This window comes from Candidatus Amarolinea dominans (genome assembly GCA_016719785.1).
Classification (GTDB): Bacteria; Chloroflexota; Anaerolineae; order SSC4; family Amarolineaceae; genus Amarolinea; species Amarolinea dominans.
The window spans coordinates 162284-182006 of record JADJYJ010000008.1; the positions used below are offsets into that span (position 1 = coordinate 162284).

The 19723-nt window shown below is 62.2% G+C and carries 16 protein-coding genes; 14 read left to right on the top strand and 2 right to left on the bottom strand.

Annotated features, from left to right (window positions below):
* Window positions 1-180: 180 nt before the first annotated feature.
* The 3 genes from lexA (at window position 181) to IPM84_11965 (ending at window position 3037) form a co-directional block, all read left to right on the top strand.
* On the top strand, window positions 181-828 hold the full coding sequence (gene lexA / locus IPM84_11955) for a transcriptional repressor LexA (protein MBK9093463.1): 648 nt from the start codon (window positions 181-183) through the stop codon (window positions 826-828).
* A 4-nt stretch (window positions 829-832) separates the two neighbouring features.
* Window positions 833-2239 (top strand): dihydropteroate synthase, encoded by a 1407-nt coding sequence (gene folP, locus IPM84_11960; protein ID MBK9093464.1) that lies wholly within the window; start codon window positions 833-835, stop codon window positions 2237-2239.
* A 198-nt stretch (window positions 2240-2437) separates the two neighbouring features.
* On the top strand, window positions 2438-3037 hold the full coding sequence (locus IPM84_11965) for a hypothetical protein (protein ID MBK9093465.1): 600 nt from the start codon (window positions 2438-2440) through the stop codon (window positions 3035-3037).
* A gap of 104 nt (window positions 3038-3141) precedes the next feature.
* On the opposite strand, the gene IPM84_11970 is transcribed toward IPM84_11965, so the two are convergent.
* On the bottom strand, window positions 3142-4023 hold the full coding sequence (locus IPM84_11970) for a sugar phosphate isomerase/epimerase (GenBank protein ID MBK9093466.1): 882 nt from the start codon (window positions 4021-4023) through the stop codon (window positions 3142-3144).
* A gap of 3 nt (window positions 4024-4026) precedes the next feature.
* Entirely contained in the window at window positions 4027-5088 is a 1062-nt protein-coding gene (selD, locus tag IPM84_11975; GenBank protein ID MBK9093467.1) for a selenide, water dikinase SelD, read from the bottom strand.
* A 250-nt stretch (window positions 5089-5338) separates the two neighbouring features.
* Here selD and rpmH point away from each other — a divergent pair, with 250 nt between their 5' ends.
* The 11 genes from rpmH to IPM84_12030 all read left to right on the top strand — a co-directional run bounded on the left by rpmH (window position 5339) and on the right by IPM84_12030 (window position 19628).
* Window positions 5339-5506 (top strand): 50S ribosomal protein L34, encoded by a 168-nt coding sequence (gene rpmH / locus IPM84_11980; protein MBK9093468.1) that lies wholly within the window; start codon window positions 5339-5341, stop codon window positions 5504-5506.
* A gap of 21 nt (window positions 5507-5527) precedes the next feature.
* The gene (gene rnpA, locus IPM84_11985) at window positions 5528-5863 is read left to right on the top strand and encodes a ribonuclease P protein component (GenBank protein ID MBK9093469.1); all 336 of its coding nucleotides are present in this window, start codon (window positions 5528-5530) and stop codon (window positions 5861-5863) included.
* A gap of 17 nt (window positions 5864-5880) precedes the next feature.
* Window positions 5881-6093 carry a membrane protein insertion efficiency factor YidD gene (gene yidD, locus IPM84_11990; GenBank protein ID MBK9093470.1) on the top strand — a complete coding sequence of 71 codons (213 nt, stop codon included), beginning with the start codon at window positions 5881-5883 and terminating at the stop codon, window positions 6091-6093.
* Window positions 6094-6129: 36 nt separating this feature from the next.
* Window positions 6130-7122: a membrane protein insertase YidC gene (locus IPM84_11995; protein MBK9093471.1), complete on the top strand. Its 993-nt coding sequence runs from the start codon at window positions 6130-6132 to the stop codon at window positions 7120-7122.
* 7 nt (window positions 7123-7129) lie between these two features.
* Window positions 7130-8182 (top strand): Jag N-terminal domain-containing protein, encoded by a 1053-nt coding sequence (locus tag IPM84_12000; protein ID MBK9093472.1) that lies wholly within the window; start codon window positions 7130-7132, stop codon window positions 8180-8182.
* A gap of 169 nt (window positions 8183-8351) precedes the next feature.
* A complete protein-coding gene (locus tag IPM84_12005; protein ID MBK9093473.1) occupies window positions 8352-9131 on the top strand; it encodes a hypothetical protein in 780 nt (259 codons plus the stop codon).
* A 40-nt stretch (window positions 9132-9171) separates the two neighbouring features.
* Window positions 9172-9678 (top strand): DUF1788 domain-containing protein, encoded by a 507-nt coding sequence (locus tag IPM84_12010; GenBank protein ID MBK9093474.1) that lies wholly within the window; start codon window positions 9172-9174, stop codon window positions 9676-9678.
* Between the two features lie 4 nt (window positions 9679-9682).
* Entirely contained in the window at window positions 9683-13138 is a 3456-nt protein-coding gene (gene brxC / locus IPM84_12015; GenBank protein MBK9093475.1) for a BREX system P-loop protein BrxC, read from the top strand.
* A gap of 20 nt (window positions 13139-13158) precedes the next feature.
* Window positions 13159-15024 carry an AAA family ATPase gene (locus IPM84_12020; GenBank protein MBK9093476.1) on the top strand — a complete coding sequence of 622 codons (1866 nt, stop codon included), beginning with the start codon at window positions 13159-13161 and terminating at the stop codon, window positions 15022-15024.
* 22 nt (window positions 15025-15046) lie between these two features.
* Window positions 15047-18382, top strand: a complete 3336-nt coding sequence (locus IPM84_12025) for an SAM-dependent DNA methyltransferase (protein MBK9093477.1) — start codon at window positions 15047-15049, stop codon at window positions 18380-18382.
* A complete protein-coding gene (locus IPM84_12030) occupies window positions 18375-19628 on the top strand; it encodes an AAA family ATPase (GenBank protein ID MBK9093478.1) in 1254 nt (417 codons plus the stop codon). The genes IPM84_12025 and IPM84_12030 overlap by 8 nt, the downstream gene beginning before the upstream one ends.
* Window positions 19629-19723 lie beyond the last annotated feature (95 nt).

A 19723-nucleotide genomic window follows, 5' to 3' on the forward strand; every position in this document is an offset into this window, starting at 1 on the left:
TCGCGCCCTTACCGCTTTGGGATATCGGCTCCGCTATTTGGGATACTTTGGGTAATTTGACAGATAGAACAATCGTGCTACAATACATACGAACACATTTTCTATTGCTAACCATTGTTGAAGCACCCATCCATTGATACCATGCGGGTGACATGTGGGTCACAAGGAGGCACGATGAGTCTGTCCATCAATCTGTCAGAACGTCAGCAGCGTATCGTTGATTTCATCCACCGTTACATCAGCGAATACAGCTACCCACCCACCATTCGGGAGATTGGCGAGGCCGCCGACATCAGCTCCACCTCCGTGGTGAAGTATAACCTGTCCAAACTGGCTGATTTCGGTATTCTCGAACGCGACGCCAGGAGTTCACGGGGCATTCGCCTGCGCCACGAGTCGGTGGGCGTGCTGCTCAGCGCCACGGGCGTGCGCGTCCCGCTCTACGGCACCATCACCGCGGGTGCGCCCATCATGCGGCCTGACCTGGCGGAGGCGCCCATCGTCACCGACACCATCGAGCTGACCCGCGACATCGTGCGCGAGCCAGAAAATGTCTACGCCCTGCGCGTGCGCGGCGACTCGATGATTGACGCACTCGTGCGCGACGGCGACCTGATCGTGCTGCGCAGCCAACGCGTCGCGGAAAGCGGCGAAATGGTCGCGGCCTGGCTGCCGGAGCGCAGCGAGACGACGCTGAAGTATTTCTATCGCGAAGGCCGTAACGTGCGTCTGCAGCCGGCCAATCCAGCCTACGCGCCGCTGATCTTCCCCGCGGAAGAGGTGGAGATTCAGGGCAAGGTGATTGCCATCATCCGCCAACTGGACTAGGCCGATGGCGTCAACCATCTTCCTGGCCCTGGGCAGCAACCTGGGCGAGCGCCGCGCCAACCTGGTGCAGGCGATTCAGCGTCTGGGCCAGGCCGTGCAGATCGGGGCGCTCTCGAACGTCTACGAAACGCCGCCCTGGGGCGTCACCGAGCAGCCGCCCTTCCTCAACCTGGCGCTGGCCGGCGTGACCAATCTGACCCCCAGCGCCCTGCTCACCTTCGCCAAGCAGATCGAACAGGACATGGGGCGCCAACCGGCTGTGCGCAACGGGCCGCGCCTGATTGACATTGACCTCTTGCTGTACGACAACCTGGTGTATGCCAGCGAGGCCCTCGTGTTACCGCACCCGCGGCTGCACGAACGGGCCTTCGTTTTAGGTCCGCTGGCCGAGATCGCCCCGCACGTCGTACATCCCGTCATCGGGACCACGATGCAGCGCCTGCTCGGCCAGGTGAACCGTGACCACATCGTGCCGATCGGCCCCATTGACCTCGCCACACAGGCCGCACCCCTCAATCCCTTTGCCTGGCGCCCTGCGCAGGCTGCGCCTTTCGCCTGGGGTACACGCACCTATGTCATGGGCATCATCAATGTCACGCCCGACAGCTTTTCGGGCGACGGGCTGGCGCGTGCGGATGCCGACGACGCGGCCTGGATCGCAGCCGCGCTGGCCCAGGGCGAGCGCTTCTGGGCCGAGGGCGCCGATTGCCTCGACGTGGGCGGTGAAAGCACACGCCCCGGCTCCAGCCCGGTGGACGCGGAGACCGAGCTGCGCCGCATCCTCCCGGTCATCGAGGGCCTGGTGGCACGCGTACCGCTGCCGGTGTCTGTGGATACCAGCAAAGCTGTGGTGGCCGCGGCCGCGCTGCGGGCCGGCGCCCGTGTGGTCAACGACGTTTGGGGTTTGCGGCTCGATCCTGGCCTGGCTGAGGTCATTGCGCAGGCGCATGTCCCCGTGGTGTTGATGCACAATCGCAGCCGGCCGAAAGAGGCCCAACAAGAGGCCCAACAGGCCCGACTGGGCGGGCGCTACGTCGGGGTGCAGTACAACGACCTGTTGGGCAACATTCAGCAGGAATTGCAGTTTTCTGTAGCCCTGGCCCGTCAGGCAGGAATTAGCGCTCACCAAATCATCCTGGACCCTGGCATTGGCTTTGGCAAGACCCGCGAACAAAATCTCACCCTGCTCAACCGCACCGACGCCATCAAGGCCCTGGGCTTTCCGGTGCTGGTGGGGCCGTCACGCAAGTCGTTCATCGGCTACACCCTCAACCTACCGCCCGACCAACGCGTCGAAGGCACCGCGGCCGCTGTCGCCGTCAGCATTGTGCGCGGCGCGGACATTGTGCGCGTGCATGATGTCCTGGCGATGGTGCGCGTGGCCCGCATGACCGACGCCATCGTCCGTTAGCGAGTCTGCCTGTGCTCGTAGTGCCAACGGGCTATTCTGCTACTCACCGTCTGGCGCTATCCTGGAAGGCAGTGGCAAGGACGCCACTGCGCCGGCCCCACTCATGGTGTGGCAACAATCGTCAAAAGGCGCTGCATCACGGCCCAGCGCCCCCCTGTCGAATTTGTATCGTCCGGTTGACCGCAGGAGGCAGTTGTCATGGTAGCACCGAGCATTTACTCAATTTCGATGTGGCAGACAGAACGCGACCGCGTGAACAAAAGCAACCGGCGCGACCTACCCCGCTCGTTGTTCAATGTTTCCTTCCATCCACTCTATCTCCGCCGTGAGATTCGTGACTTGTTCGTCCTGTTTCTCATCATCCTCGCGGCCGGACTTGGCCCGCTCAACAACGTGCCTGCGCTGGCCTTTGCCGGTTTGGCCGGGCTGAGCTATGTGGTTGTGCGCTGGTACTACTTCGCTCACCGGGTGGGCCTGCGTAGCGCCTCGCGCTATCTGCTGAGCATCTATGTGATCGAGGCATCGGTGCTGACGCTGCTGTGGACACTGGCGCAAACCCTGCGTCACATCGTCACCCTGACGTTCTGGGCCGACATCAACCTCATGGGCGGATTGTTACTGCTCGGTATGGTGTTGCTGTTAGCCGGTGAGGCAGTCCTGGGGCGCTGTTTCGGCCTCTTGACCGCCAGCGAGGCCGCCGGTGTCCCCCACATGGAGACGGCCCTCAATCACATGTCACACACCGATCGTTGGCTGCTGCGCACACCGCCAGCCGCCGATCAGGAGCTGGCAGGTTAGGGCTGAAGATTCGAGAACCAACGGCGCCTGGTGCGACCGCCATGATCCCCCAAGAAAAAACGGGGCCGCGTGACTTTGTCAGTCACGCGGCCCCGTCCGCGTGCCTACGCCGGCGACCAGTGCCGCTCGATCAGCTCACGCGTGCGCTGGATGCCGACAGCCGGATCGCCAGCGCCCTCATATTCGATCACCAGGGGGCCACGATAGCCGGCCCGCTGCAGGATGGCGAACTCCGCGGCATAATCAATGTGTACCTCCTCGCCGCTCTCCGTGAACTGCCCGGCCTTGGCGTGTGCGTGGATGGCGTAGGGCGCCAGCAGTTCGATGCCTGCCAGACGCTGCTCCGGCGGGAAATTCCCCAGATCAAGGCAGACGCCCAGCCAGGGCGAATGGACCTCCTGCACCATGCGCAGCATCGCGGCCGGCTCCGTGGTCAGGCCCCAATGATTCTCCAGCGCCAGGCGCACGTCCGCCGCCTGCGCCAGCTTGATCGCCCCGCGTAGCCCGGCAATCACCCGCTCGCTCACGCCCGGTGTCGTCATATCATCAGATTTCTCGCGATAGTCGCTGGTCACGCGCATGATCGGTGCGCCCAGGCTGCGCGTGACGGCCAGACCCGCGGCCACATAGGCCAGCGCGGCCTCCTGCTGCCGCGGGTTGCCGGTAAAGTCGCTATTCAGGGTGAACGCCGCACAGCGCACCCCGGCCTGATCACAGGCCGCGCGCAGATGCTGGCGCGTCGACGCGCTGCCCACCCAGGAGCGTTGAAAGGCCGGCCAGGCGTCGCGGCCACGCAGCTTGCCCCACACGCGCCAGGGCAGGTAGCGCACGCGGCTGAGGCGCGGCGGCGGGTAGAAGAGATCGTTGAGTTCAACCAGGTCGAAGCCAAGTGCAGCCGTGCGCGCCGGTATGTCGTGCAGGGTCAAACGACCGGCGTAGAGCGCATCATGAAAGCACCAGGCAGAGACTCCAAGCGATGGTAGCATGGCTTATTTCCTCACCTGCACGCCGTGACCCTCGACCACGCGGCCGATTTCCCAGGCCAACTGACCGAGTTCAGCGCAGGTTGTGTAGAATGTGGATAACTGTGCGGCCGGTACGGCCAGGAGCAGACCGCCGGAAGTTTGCGGGTCGTACAAGATCAACTCGTCTGCCGTGCTGATGCCGGGCTGCAACTGCACGCGCGGGCTGAAGAAGCTCCGGTTACTGTGCGTGCCGCCCGGCGCCATGTCAGCCTCTGCATAACGGCGGGTACCTGGCAGCAGGGGCAGCGCGTCCAATGACAACTGCAGAGCGCCGGCGCCGCGCTCAGCCATCTCACAGGCATGGCCCAGCAGGCCGAATCCGGTAATATCGGTGGCGCAGCGCACGCTGGCGGCCTGGCCGGCGAGCATCGCGCTGCGCCCCAGGGTCAACATACTGACGATGGCGGTCTCCAGGTCATCCGCGTCCGCCTGATCGCGCTTCGCCGCGGTGCTGATCAAGCCAGTGCCCAGCGCTTTGGTCAAGATCAGGGTATCGCCCACCTGCACGCCGGTCTTGCGAAAGAGGCGCGCCGGGTGAACCTCGCCCACCACCGCCAGGCCATAGAGCGGTTCGGGATTCTTGATCGTATGCCCGCCCAGGATGATCGAACCGGCGCGGCGCACCTGCTCCGCGCCGCCCAGCAAGATCTGCGCGATCACCTCGGCCGGCAGGCTCTCGGGAAAAGCGGCGATATTCAAGGCAAACAGAACCTCGCCCCCCATCGCGTAGACATCGCTCATGGCATTGGTGGCCGCGATGGCGCCAAAGGTGTACGGGTCATCCACAATCGGGGTGAAAAAGTCGGTCGTCGCAATCAATGCCCGCTCCGCGCTGAGCTGATAGACGCCGGCATCATCGGGCGCGTTGAGTCCAACCAGGACAGCGGGATGCTGCATGGTGGGAAAGAGCGGTTCGAGCTGACGCAGAACCTGCGCCAGGGCTTCAGGAGCCAATTTCGACGCTCAGCCCGCGCAACTGGACAGGCTGGTCAGGCGGACGCGGCCGCGCAGATCGTCGGTTGCCATCATCAGTGTTTCCAATCTCAAGGATGAGGCGCATTATAGCGGAAGGGTGCGTCGTTGGCAAGCGTTTCTTGACGATTCACCCTTAATCATTTGACAGTCACGCCAGAAGACGGGTATAATGCACGACACGATACGGGAGAGGAGTGCCTTTCTACCTCGCCCGTTTCTGCTGTCATAAACCAGAAACAAGTTCAGGCTGACGCTCACGTAACGGCTGTTGAACGGAAATCTATTTTCATAGGAGTCTCTGATGCCAAAGCGAACATGGCAACCCAAAGTAAGACGGCGCCTGCGTGTGCATGGTTTTCGCAAGCGCATGCAGACCACGGATGGTCGCAACGTGATCAAGGCCCGCCGCCTGAAGGGTCGCAAGCTGTTGTCTGTCGCCCTGACGTGGCGCAAGATGCCGCCTAAGTAAGCGGCCCGTGACCGACTGCTGGTGAACCGTCGCTACCGACTGCGCGAACCTGAGCGTTTTCGTGAGGCGCGTCGTGCAGGTAAATCGTGGACCAATCCCCTACTCGTTCTGTGTGTGTTACCAAACGGATTGAATCAATGCCGGTTCGGTTTCTCTGTCAGCCGGCGACTTGGTAACGCTGTGCGCCGTAACCGCGTGCGCCGGCGTTTGCGTGAAATCATCCGCCTACACATGGCGGCCATGGGGCCAGGGTGGGATGTGGTCATGATTGCCCGCCCGCCTGCGTCCCAGGCCGATTTCATCACCCTGGAAACGGCCTGCCTCGCGCTGTTGAGACGCGCATCGTTGTTATCGTAGGTTGTGATCGTTTACGCATGGCCAAGGCTTTCATGCTGCAACTCATTCGGCTGTATCAACGCTTCATTTCACCGGCGTTGCCACCTAGTTGTCGCTTCACCCCGACCTGCTCCCATTACACCTACGAGGCCATTGAGCGATACGGCGTGTTCAAGGGCGGCTGGTTAGGCGTCAAGCGCATCGCGCGCTGCCATCCCCTGAATCCCGGCGGTCATGACCCTGTGCCCTGAGGATAATGCTGTGTTGTGTTGCTAAAAGGAATCAAGATGCGCAAATTACGCTCGGTTGGTCTCATCGTTGCCTTGCTGGTGCTGATGCTTGTGCTCACCAGTTGCGGCGCGCCAATCGCGACCGACCCCAACGCCCCCCCCAACGGCTGGTGGGAGACGCTGATCGTCTTCCCGCTGGCAGCCGCCCTCTCCTGGATGAACAAAATGCTGCAAGCCGTCGGCATGCCGTACAGCTATGGCTTTGCGATCATCCTGTTCACCATCCTGATCAAGGTCGTCACGCTGCCGTTGACCATGGCGCAACTGCGCTCCATGCGCACCATGCAGCACCTGCAGCCCCGCATGCAAGAACTGCAGAAAAAGCACGGCAAGGATCGTGAGGCCCTCTCCAAGGCCCAGATGGAGATGTACAAAGAGGCAGGCTACAACCCTGCCGGCGGCTGTCTGCCCTTGCTCGTTCAAATGCCCATTCTGTTCGGTCTCTACCAGGCGCTCTACCGCCTGACCAATATCGGCGAATTGGTGAACCAGGCCTTTTTCTGGATTCCAGACCTGGCCTACCCTGTTCAGTCAGAGGGGATGGGGTGGATCACGGCCAAGTTCGCCGCCGGTCAGTACGGCACCCTGGTTGGCTACCTCATCCTGCCCGTCTTGCTGGTGCTGACGCAGATCATGCTGCAAAAAATGTCGCAGCCGGCCACCGCCTCCAAGCAGGACCAGGACCCGCAGCAGGCGACCATGCAGCAAACCATGACCTTTATGCCGCTGGTCTTTGGTTTCGTCTTCATCTCCCTGCCCGCCGGTCTCTCCCTCTATTACGTGGTAAGCAACATCCTCAGCATGATTCAACAGTATTTTGTGACCGGCTGGGGCTCTCTCAAGATTCCCGGCATCACTCTGAGCAGCATCGCGCCGGCCATGGGTACGCCAGGACAATCGTCCATTCCCAGTGAGGCCAAAATCACCGAGTCGCGCGAACCTGAAACCGGTGCTGTCAAAGCACGACGTCGCACAAAGAAGAGGAAGTAAGTTGGCTATGGCTACCCCAGAAGAAAGCATTGAAATTCGCGCCAAGACGGTTGACGCGGCCACTCGTGAGGGCCTGCGCCGTCTCAACCTATTGCGCGAACAGGTGGACATCGAGGTGTTGTCCGAGGGCAGCCGTGGCATCCTCGGTTTTGGGGCCGAAGATGCGCGTGTACGCCTGACCCCGCGGCCATCGGTCGCGCCCGCGGCCGCACCCCCGCGACCAACCCGGTTGGAACCGCCCCCGGAACCGAAACCAGTCAACCCACCCCCGCGGCCAACCCGGCTGGAGCTGCCCCCGGAACCGAAACCAGTCAGCCCACCCCCGCGGCCAACCCGGCTGGAACTGCCCCCGGAACCGAAACCGGTCAGCCTGCCGCCGCGGCCAACCCGGCTGGAGCTGCCCCCCGAACCGAAACCAGTCAGTCTGCCGTCGCGGCCGGCGAAACCAGAGTTGCCCGTGGCCGCGTCCCTGGAACTGGTGCAAACCGCGCCGGTCGCCGCGCCTGAGCAAGCGACCGCCAGCGCAGAGCCGGCGCCCGCGGCCAAACCCAAAGCCGACAAGATTCCCGTCAGCGATGCCGTCCTGGTGGACACAGCCGCGGAAATTCTGGGCAATCTGCTCAACATGATGGGCATCAATGCCACGGTGCGCGGCCATGCGGCTGCGCCCGACATGCCTGGCCGCGACGACGAGTCAACCTTGATCCTGGACATCGTCGGCAACGACCTCGGCATCCTCATTGGCCGCCGCGGCGAAACCCTCAGCGCCCTGCAATACCTGACCCGGCTGATGCTCAATCATCGCCTGCATCATTGGAGCAACGTCGTCGTGGATGTGGAAGAGTACAAGAACCGCCGCGAGCGCGCCCTGCAGCAACTGGCTACGCGCACCGCGGAACGTGTCGCCGCCACCGGCCGCACCCTGGCCCTGGAGCCAATGCCCGCCCGCGAGCGCCGCATCATCCACATCGCCCTGCGCAATCACCCGGAAGTGCATACCGAAAGCGTCGGCGAAGGCGAAAACCGCAAGGTGACCATCATCCCCAACGCCGCTCTTTGAAACAACGAGTGTAGGGATGGGTGTAGGGAATAAAGCGCGCCCTGGAGGCGTGATTGTCGCATGGACACGTCACGCCTCCGGCAGGGCCTGCGCTGAACGGTGTTGATCTTGCAGGCCCCGCCTCCTGGCCGGAGGGCGTCGGCAAGGATGCAATCTTGTGGGTTGAACAATGATCACCATCCCAGACTCCGCTCTACACTTCGGCTTCGACAACGGCCCCGGCGGGCCGCACGCCAGCCGCACCATGATGCTGTCCGAGTTGCGCGCCCTGTTGGACGCATGTCCGCCTTCCGCCGCCTATAAGCAGTACAGCGCCGCAGTCGTGGCGCAAAACGTACTCCTCAAACGCACTGAAACCACGCGTCGTGAGTCGTTGCGCCGCTTGCGCGAGTTGTATGGCCTGAGTCGCTCGATGGTTATCTTCCGCGCTTTGCGCGATCTTTGGGACGAAGCGCCAGCCGAGCAGCCATCCCTGGCCCTGCTGGCGGCGCTGGCGCGTGACCCACTGCTGCGAGCAACGGCCAAACCCGTGATAGACGCGCGCCCTGGCGACCCTGTTAGCGCAGGGATGTTGGCTGAAGCGGTTACAGAACAATTCTCCGATCGGTTGAACCCCATGAGCCGCGCCAGCATCAGCCGGCATGCGGCCTCAACCTGGACCCAGGCGGGTCATCTGCAAGGACGATCTCACAAGGTGCGGGCTGCCCTTGCCCGCGGCCCGGCGGCCGTGACCTATGCCCTCTTTTTGGGGTATCTGTGCGGCGCGCGTGGGGCTGCCTTGTTCGAGACGTTCTGGGCGCGCATCACGGACGCTGCCACAGCCGAGTTGCATGAGCAGGCCTTTGTCGCGGCGCGCCTGGGGTGGTTGGAGTATCGGCGCGTCGGCGACGTGACCGAGGTGCGTTTCTCCTATCTGCTCAGGGACGAGGAGGGGGCGGCCGGTGAGTGAGATCGAGCTCCTCTTGCAGCAATACGAACACCTGGTTGGGATGCCCTGGGCCGAGCGCTTGTCGGGCGCCGAGAAGGTCTGGTTCGTCGTCTATGAACCGGCCCAGGAACGCCGCTTGCGCTTGCGCGTGCAGGAGTTTCAGATTGTTACCGAAAGAGCCGGCCACGGCTGGCGGCACGTTGATCTCACGGATGCATTTGCCCGCTGGATGACCGCACACCGTTACCGTGAATCCTACTTCCAACGCCCGCATCTGCTGAACGAGGCCGCGCTGAGCGGATTTGCCACGGCTGCCGCGGAGCAAATCAAAGCCGCGTTGGCCGCATCCGACGTGGACAACCGCACGGTCGTGGCGGTGAGCGGGCTGGGATCGTTGTTCGGCGTCGTGCGTGCGTCCGATGTGCTCGGTCAGGTGACCGGGACAGTGATCGGCCGCCTATTGATCTTCTTCCCCGGACGTTACGAGAACAAGGTCTATCGTTTATTGGATGCCAGGGATGGCCAGGATTATCTGGCCGTGCCGATTACCGCAGAAACTCAAGGATGAGGCCATGCTCAATCGAGAAGTCTTCAGCAAGGATCCGACAACCTTCATCATTCCCAATGATGGCGTCACCGTGGTTGGCGACCCGCAGCGGCCTGAAGAGTGGGACGTCCTGCGCTATGAGTTGACCTCGTTCGTGTGCGAGGGTGAGTATCAACGCGGCCTGACGCGCGTGCTGTCCACTTACCTCGGACACCTGGCAAAACCCAAGCAGCCGGCCGTTTGGGTGAGCGGCTTCTATGGCAGCGGCAAGTCGCACTTCGTGCGCGTACTGCAGTATCTCTGGAACAACGTGACCTTGCCAGATGGCGCGCAGGCGCGCGGGCTGCTCACACTGCCCACCGAAGTGAACGACCTGTTGGTGGAGCTCACTACGGCGGGAGTGCGCCACGGCGGGCTTTGGGCGGCTGCGGGCAAACTGGGCGCAAGCCCCAATATCCACCTCGACATGTTGAAAATCCTCTTTCGGAGCGCGGGCCTGCCGGTCGAATACGCGCCGGCGCGCCTGGTCATGTGGCTCAAGCTGAAAGGAATCTACGAAGCGGTCGCGACCGGCGTCAGTCAGCGCGGCGCTGACCTGGGGTTCGAACTGACGAACATGCATGTCTCGTTGGAGTTGGCCGAGAGCATCCATGACGCCTATCCCGGCCTGGCCGCCGAACCGTTGGGCGTGTCTGACAAGCTGCAAGAGGAGTTTCCCGGCAAGACTGAGATTGATGACGACGAGATGCTGCAAGCCATGGCGGATGTGCTGCGCCTGCAATCGAAGACGCCCGGCAAGCTGCCCCTGACTTTGCTGGTATTGGACGAGCTGCAGCAATCCATCGGTGAGCAGCCCGAGCGTGCGCTGGCGGTGCAGGAGATCGTAGAGGCGTGTTCGACCCGCTTCGGCAGCCGCATCCTCTTCGTGGGCACAGGTCAGGCCGCGCTGGAAGCAACACCCCAACTTTCCAAGCTGCAAGACCGGTTTACGGTTCGGGTGACCCTGGAAGACAAGGATGTGGAGCGAGTCGTGCGGGAGGTGGTGCTGCGCAAGGCGCCGAGCAAGGCGCCGGCCTTGCAGGCTGTGCTGGACGCGGCCAGCGGTGAGATCAACCGACACCTGGCGGGCAGTAAGATCGGGGCCGCCAGCGGGGATAGCGGCGATCTAGCGCCGGATTACCCCCTGCTGCCCACCCGGCGGCGCTTTTGGGAACGCACCTTACGGGCGATTGACCGCGCGGGCGCCGCGGCGCAACTGCGTACCCAATTGCGTGTGGTTCATGAGGCGACAAGGGGCGTGGCCGATCGACCGCTGGGCGTCGTGGTTGGAGCGGATACCCTGTACGACCAACAGAAGTCGGCCATGCTGCTGGGGCGGGTTCTCCTGCCGGAAATCGCAGCGGCGATTGACGACCTCCGCAAGGATGGTTCGGGGGCCGGCGTGCTCAAGGCGCGGCTATGCGCCCTGATCTTTTTGATCGGCGAGCTGCCGGGGACCGGCCTGCGGGCGACCGGGCTGCGCGCCACTCCAGATACGTTGGCCGATTTGCTGGTGGAGGACTTGACCGCCGGCAGCGCGGGCCTGCGCGGGCAGATCCCCGGACTGCTGGCAGAACTGGTGGAAAGCGGTGTGCTGATGGCCGTCGAAGGCGCTTTCCGCCTACAAACGCAGGAGAGCCGTGAGTGGACACGCGTCTACAACACCCATTTCAGCCGCATCAAGGCCGATGATGCGCGCATCGCGGCAGACCGGGCCGCCGCACTGCGCGACGCGATGCAGGCGGTGTTGAAGAGGATCCGGCCGACGCAGGGTCAAAGCAAGACCACCCGGCGTTTCGAGACCCATTTTGGCGCAGACGCGCCGCCGGCTGGATCGGATGCCGTGCCGGTGTGGGTGCGCGACGGCTGGTCAACGTCCGAAAAGGCATTCCGAGACGAGGCCCAGGTCGCCGGCGCCGACAGCCCCATCGTGTTCGTGTTCCTGCCGCGAGCGGGCGATGAAATGCTCAAGGCCGCGTTGGCCGCGGCCGCAGCGGCCGCGGCAACCCTGGATGCCGAACCGACCCCCAAGACGACCCAAGAAGGCGCCGCCGCGCAGCAGGCCATGCTTTCGCGTTTGACCTCGGAAAAGGAACGCGTGGCTGCAGGCATTGGCGCCAGCATCGCTCAGGCCCGTGTCTACCAGGGCGGCGGCAACGAGATCGCCGGGGACACCCTGACTGCCTCGCTCGAGACAGCCATCGGCAACGCGCTGGCGCGGCTCTTTCCCAACTTCGGCATGGCCGATGACGCCAACTGGGGCAAGGTCGTCCGGCGCGCCGGCGAAGGTGCGGGAGATCCATTGTCGGCCCTCGGTTTTGCCGGCAACGCCGAGGATCACCCGGTGTGTAAGGAGATTCGCAGTTTCCTGGGGAACCAAAAGCGAAGGGGCGCGGAGGTGCGTAAGCAGTTCGGCGGCGCGGGCTACGGCTGGGGCGGCGACGCCATTGACGGCGCGCTGTTGGCGCTGGTCGCCGCCAATACGGTGCGGGCCGAACGCAACGTCCAGCCGTTGACCGCCAGGCAGATCGTCCAGTCGCAGATCGGCATCACCGAATTCAAGAACGAGGCTGTCATCATCACCGCGGCGCAGCGAATCGGCGTGCGCAAGCTGATCCAGGACCTGGGGCTGGCTGTCAAGAGCGGCGAGGAAGCACAGGCGATCCCACTCGTGCTGGAAAAGCTGAGCAGCCTGGCGGCCGAGGCCGGCGGCCCGCCGCCCTTGCCCGAGAAGCCGGCGATAGATGCGATCAAGGACTTGCAGGCCCTGGGCGGCAACGAGCAGTTCGCCGCGGTTTTCGAGGCGCGGGAGACGCTCCTGGCGCAGCAGCGCGCCTGGGGTCAAGCCAGGACCGCCCGAGATGAGCGCCTGCCGCGCTGGGACGTGCTGCGGCGACTCTTGACTCACGCCGGCAGCCGGCCGATTGCCGCTGCCGTGCGACCGCAGGTCGAAGCGATCATCGCGCAACGCCTGCTCCTGGCTGAACCAGACCCGGTCAAGCCGCTGCTGGACGCCATGACCGGCGACCTGCGCCGGGCCCTGCAGGACGCCCGGCAGCGCGTGATAGATGGCCGCGACCGGGAGCTGGCCGGACTGCACGACACGGCCGAGTGGACGAAGCTGAGCGATGCCCAGTGGCGTCAAATCCTGCACGCCCAGGGGCTTGGCCCGATTGACGAACTGCGCATTGGCGCCGATGACCTGCTCCTGACCAGCCTGGATGCCAAGCCGCTGGAGGCCTGGGTCACCGAGGCGCTGGTCGTGCCCACGCGCCTGCGCCAGGCGCGCGAGCAGGCGGCGAAGATGTTGGAGCCGAAGGCGGTGCGCGTGCGGCCGAAGCCGGCGACGCTACACACTACAGAAGATGTAGATCAATACTTGGCAGGGTTACGGGCTGAAATCCTCAAGCACATTGAAACCGGAAACCCGGTCATTCTATAACAACAGGAGACTGAGGGCACATGCGTCTCACCAACCTCAAAGCCACGGGATTCAGGTCACTCCAGAGAATTGACTTGGATTTCTCGCCGCTCACTGTACTGATCGGCGAGAATGATTCCGGTAAGAGCTCCGTTCTTGACCTGATCAGCATGTGTCTATCCGGAGGGCGGCCCGACAGCTCCGACTTCTACCAAGACGAAAACGGGAAGACGGTCGACGCGGCCGAAGCGGAATTGGCTTTCCAGCTCGATGAAGATGGCGATGACAATGCGCGGCCCTTCGCTCTGAGCGACTGTCTGCGCGTGCAGTTTACTTTCAGCCGGACCCCCCCGACAAGAGAATGCTGCTATTGGGGTGAGGTGCCGCAGGACAACCGGCTTGACCAGGATTTCGCGAAGCTCAGTGTACAGGATCAAAAAGACCTGATCGCGACGCTTAACCCCACAGTGCCGCAAGCCGACATCAGCAACGCCGAAAAGCGCCTTACTTGGCTGGCAGAGTACAAAGCCAGCGCCTTGAAGGTTCAAAAATGGGTGCCAACGCAAGGCAAGTGGGGCGAGTTCCTGCCAAGGTTTGAGCGTTACAACACTTTGGACTACAACGCACCTGAAAACCTGATTTCCGGAACCCTAAAACAGGTCTACGAGCAGACCATCTACGAAGAGGTCGACCACGAGGACGGGACGAAAACCCGCCAGTGGATTGAACCGCTTCGCAAGGTAGAAACACAGGCACACCAACGCCTACGAGACGAAGTCAGTAAGCTCGAAGCCTATATCCGAAAATATAACAAGCAGGTCTGCGACATAGGCTACGAACCCAAATTCGACTTCACCGCCAGCCTGAAAACTGGCGAGCTCGCAGTTGACACCACTGGTCGGGGATTGCGCATGCTCTCCAAAACCGGAGCCGGTACGCGCCGCCGCATGTATATGGGCATCCTGGACTGGGATCGGGATGTCACTCGACGGGAGGCAAAGGCCGCGGCCGGCTTGCCCTCCATTATCCGCGGTTACGACGAGCCGGACACGAACCTGCATTACGAAGCACAACGGTTCATGTATCAGGTCATATCCGATATCGTGAGCGCGCCGCACTCTCGCGTCCAGGCGATCCTCTGCACGCATTCGCTCACCATGATCGACCGAGCACCAGCACAGAGCATCCGGCTTTTCCGAATGTGCGGCGAGGGTTGCACCGAAGTCTCATTCCTTGAAACCGATGGCGATCCCGAGATCGAGTCCTTCCTCAGCAATATCGCGCACGAGCTGGGTATCACTAACTCGCTCATATTCTATGAACGATGTTACGTGTTGATCGAAGGCCCGACTGAAGAGAACGCGCTTCCGATCCTGTATCGCAAGGCGTTTGGACGAAGCCTTCTCGAGGACGGGATAAGAATCGTGAATGTCAGTGGTAATGGTGCCTTCAAAGAATTCCTGAAGCTGTGGAGCCGTAACCGCCAAGAGCTGACGATTGTCCTGGCCGATAGCGACACCCAGACACAGAAAGCCGCCAAGTTGACTGCTGATGTACTTCGAGAGGCAGGCTTCTCCCCAACGTTCATAGAAACACATGTAAGGTTCATCGGATCGTGCGAGTTCGAGGATGTGTTTATCGATGAACTCATTGCACGCTGTCTTGACGGCCATTGGCCCAAGGCCGCAGGCAACTGGCAGAGTTCAGACATCGCCGCGATTCGCGGGCAGGGCAAGTTCTCAGATGCTATCGGCAAAGCTGTATGGGAGAACCGGCGAGAGCCGTTCGCAGGATGGAGCAAGCCTGAGTTTGGTAGAAAACTTGCCGAGACTTGCACCTGCGCTGAGATTCCGGAACCCATCGCCGATCTATTTGCACTGATGCGCCAGATAGCAGACGTGAGCTGAGCATTGCGGGAATAAAGTCATCATGCCACCACTACCTACCGACCTGCGCAAAACTCTCGAAAACGCGATCATCGCCGCGCGGCGGGCCGCGGAAGAGGCGGCGCGCGCCGCGCTGACCACCCTGGCCGTGACGCGCAGCGAGCCGTTCGCCACCATGGACGAGCCGCAGCGCCAGCTCCGTCGCGGCCTGCGCGCGAAAGCGCGGCAACTGGGCGATGACACCAAGTCCGATGCGCTGCCTCTCCTGACCCATGAGGTCGCCTACCAGCAGTGGCACCGGATGCTCTTCGCTCGCTTCCTGGCCGAGAATCATTTGCTGATGCACCCCACCCTCCGCGTGCCGGTGTCGCTGGCAGAGTGCGCGGAACTGGCGCCGGAAGAAGGAGCAGCCGACGCCTGGGATCTGGCCGCACGCTACGCGGGCGCGATGCTGCCCGGCATTTTCCCCGCGAACGATCCGACCGTCCAGGTGGTCTTTGCGCCGGAGGGCCGGCAGAAGCTGGAAGCAATCCTGGCCGGCCTGCCGCCTGCGGTCTTCACCGCCGACGACGGCCTGGGTTGGGTTTACCAGTTCTGGCAGACCGACAAGAAGAAAGAGGTCAACGCCAGCGGCCGCAAGATCGGGGGGCCTGACCTCGCGCCGGTGACCCAGCTCTTCACCGAAGACTACATGGTGCGTTTCCTGCTGGAGAACTCCCTCGGCGCCTGGTGGGCGGCGCGCCACCCCGATAGCCAGCTGGTGCGGGAGTGGCAGTATTTGCGGTGGGTAGACCAGGAGTCAGGGGACAGGGGTCAGGAATCAGGGGACAGGGGACAGGAGTCAGGAGTCAGCGACGGGGATCCGCAATCGGCAATCCAAAATCGGCAATCCAAAATCCCCGCAGCGGGCGTCTTCCCCGGCTGGCCCGACCGCGCCGCGGCGATCACGTGCATGGATCCCTGCGGCGGTTCTGGGCACTTCGTCGTGGCCGAGTTCGAGATGCTGCGGCGGATGCGCATGGAAGAGGAGGGGCTGGATGCGACCGCGGCCGGCGATGCGGCCATCCGCGACAACCTGTTCATGCTGGAGCTGGACCCGCGCTGCACGCAGATCGCGACCTTTGCGCTGGCGCTGGCCGCGTGGAAGAGCGGCGGCTACCGGCCCCTGCCGACCCCGAACATCGCCTGCTCCGGCATCGCGGTTACGGGCCAGTTGGAGGATTGGCTGCGCCTGGCCCGCGGGGATGAGCGGCTGCGCATCGCGCTGGAGCGGCTGCACAAGCTCTTCACGAACGCGCCGACCCTGGGCAGCCTGATCAACCCCGCGGATGTGCCGCTGGCCGAGCGCATGTTCACCGCCGACTACGAGGAGGTCGCGCCGCTGCTGGAAAAGGCGCTGGCGAAGGAGCGCGACGATCCGGCCGCGGCCGTGTTGGGCGCGGCGGCCGAGGGGGTGACGAAGGCGGCGAAGCTGCTGGCGGGACGGTATATGTTGGTGGCCACGAATGTGCCGTACATCGGGTTCAAAAAGCAGACAGAGATACTCAAGAGGTTCTGCGAGCAACATCATCCCGATGGCAAGATGGACCTTGCGACAGTTTTTGTGGAGCGATGTCGTGGCTACACGGCGGCAGGAGGATCCTATTCGCTAGTAACCCCTCAGAACTGGCTCTCCCTTGGTTCCTACATGAAACTGCGACGGAAAATGCTCCGAGAACAGTGCTGGCACTCTGTCAATTGGCTTGGACCCAGAGCATTTGAGACGATCACAGGTGAGATTGTACAGCCGGCCCTCTTGCTCTTCAGCAAGGACTTTGCGCCATCAGGTCAAGCAATCTTCGGTATGGACGTGTCGTTCGGAAAAACGCCTACAGAGAAGGCCGACTTGCTTCAGAGCGCGGACCTTGAGGTTGTTCCACAGGCTGCTCAAGCACAAAATCCAGACGCCAGGATTCTACTGAAAACTCAAACACAGGCGAAGCTGCTTCAGGATTATGTTTGGTCACCCCGTGGGGTCGTTACTGGAGATGGTGCCCGATGGATTCACTGTTTCTGGGAGATCAACCTGCCGCGCGAGGGATGGCGATTCTTACAGAGCACCGTCCAGACGACGCAGCAGTTTGGTGGCCGTGAGCATATCATCAACTGGTCATCTGGCGGACAAGGAATGTTGCGTCCAGGCCTCGAAAACCCGGCGTACGGTCGTCATGGCGTTGCTGTGAGCCAAATGGGTGACTTGCCGTGTGCGCTTTATTCTGGGGAGCTATACGATAACAATACGGGAGCCGTAGTGCCCAAGGATCCTGTACACTTGGCGGCGATCTGGACGTTTTGCCAGTCACCTGATTATCATGAAGCGGTTCGTCGGGTAGACAAGTCACTCGCAGTCACAAACGATTCCCTGGTCAAGATCCCGTTCGACCTACCCCATTGGCAACGGTTGGCTGACACAGCCGGTCCCCTCCCCGAACCCCATTCCAACGACCCCACCCAATGGCTCTTCGCCGGCCACCCCGCGGGCGCGACCGAGCCGCTGCAGGTTGCGGTCGCGCGGCTGTTGGGCTACCGTTGGCCGCAGCAAGCCGAGACCCTTCGGCCTGCCGGGCCTCAGGGTGACACGTTGGATGCCTTCGCCGATGCGGACGGCATCGTCTGCCTGCCCGCGGTCGCCGGCGAACAACCCGCGGCCGAACGCCTGCGCGCACTCCTGGCCGCAGCCTTCGCCAATCGGCAATCGGCAATCCGCAATCGGCAATCGCCAATCGGCAATCCGCAATCCCCCGCCTGGTCGGCCGCGGAGCAAGAGCGGCTGCTGGCCTCCGTGGGCTACGCGGGCAAAACGCTGGACGATTGGCTGGCCGACGGCTTCTTCTCACAGCATTGCAGGCTGTTCCACAACCGGCCCTTCATCTGGCACATCTGGGATGGCCGCAAGGATGGCTTCGCGGCGCTGGTCAACTACCACAAGCTCGACCGGGCCCGGCTGGAAAAGTTGACCTACACGTACCTGGGCGCGTGGATCAGCCGGCAGCGGGACGAACAAGGCGCCAGCATCGGCGGCGCGGACGGCCGGCTGGTGGCCGCGCTGGCGCTGCAAAAGAAACTGGTCGCCATCCTGGAAGGCGAGCCGCCCTACGACATCTACGTGCGCTGGAAGCCGCTGCATCAGCAGCCCATCGGCTGGGCGCCGGATCTCAACGACGGCGTGCGGCTCAACATCCGGCCGTTTGTCACCGCGGGCGTGCTGCGCAGCAAGTTCACGATCAACTGGAACAAGGACCGCGGCAAGAACCCCGACGGCAGCGAGCGGTTGAACGACCGCCACCTGACGCGGGCCGAGAAGGTGGCGGCGCGAGACGAAGGGGCAAAGCATGGATAAAAATCGTCGTTTGGCTGTGGCCATCGTCTTATCGAGTACGTTTACTCTGATAATTGGTTTGCTATCGGATTTGGCAGCCCAATTCCTGACCCCTGCTGTTGCCAACAGACAAGTGCTGGTGTGGGGCGCTCTTGTAGCGACCTTTCTCGTTTCTTTGCCTGTCGCTATCTATCTCTCACTGCGGGAGTCATCCAGTAAGGATTCCGTCCGTGCAGGAGCTCCGCCTCCTGCACCTTATGCCCGATTCTGGGGACGTGATGCACTGTTGGATGAATTGATGGCGGTACTACGCGAACCAAGCGTCAAGCCGATGATTGGTATTGACGGATTGGGAGGTATCGGCAAAACCGCGGTCGCCCGTGAGCTCGTCGAGCGCAGCCTGAGTGAACATCTTTTCGATACCGTGATCTGGGAACCACGGGCTACTGGCATGATAGGCGCCGCAGAAACACGTCTGACCTGGCAGGCGTTCATTTCGGCAGTCGGGCGACAGCTTGGTGCTCCCCATATTCAACGTCTGTCGGCTGACGAACAAATGCAATATCTGGCGGGATTGCTGAAGACTGCCAGGATTCTGATTGTGCTAGATAACCTAGAAACTGCGGCAACTGATCAGGCCGAATTCGCACAACGACTGGCCCCATTGTTGCTGCCTTCCTGCAAAGCACTCCTAACCAGCCGGCGTCGGTTCACAGGCGATGTCTATGCAGTGCATTTGGCGGGACTGGATGAAGAAAGCAGTTTGCAATTGACGCGTCATGAGGCCAGGATGAAGGGGATAGGTCGCGTGATAGCGGCCTCCACCGACGAGCTACGCAAGATTGCGAGTGCGACGGGCGGCTCTCCCCTCGCAATCAAACTAATTGTTGGGCAGCTTCATCACTTACCTCTTGAACATGTCTTGAAGGCACTGGAGACAGTCCGTCTAGATGCGGTTACACCAGGAGAGGGTGACGAATATGTTGGTTTCTACAAGAGTGTCTTCTGGCGGTCTTGGCGTGTACTTTCAGAAGAGGCGCAGAGATTACTGATTTCAATGGCCGTTTTTTCTCCGGGGCTTGGCGGTACCTTGGACATGGTGACTGGTGTCAGTGGCATAAATACAAACCGGGTATCCAGGCGAATCGATGAATTATGGCGCGCCTCACTGGTCGAGGTAGATAACGTTTCACTCCAACAGACACGCTATTACCTTCACCCATTGACACAATACTTTGTCAAATCAGATATCGTAAAAGAAGACTGAAACTGTACCGCGAGTAAAGCGCAGGGATTTATTGACAACATTCTGATCATGTTTACGTTTCTTCATCCTATGCCAGAGATGTCTTTGCACAAGCT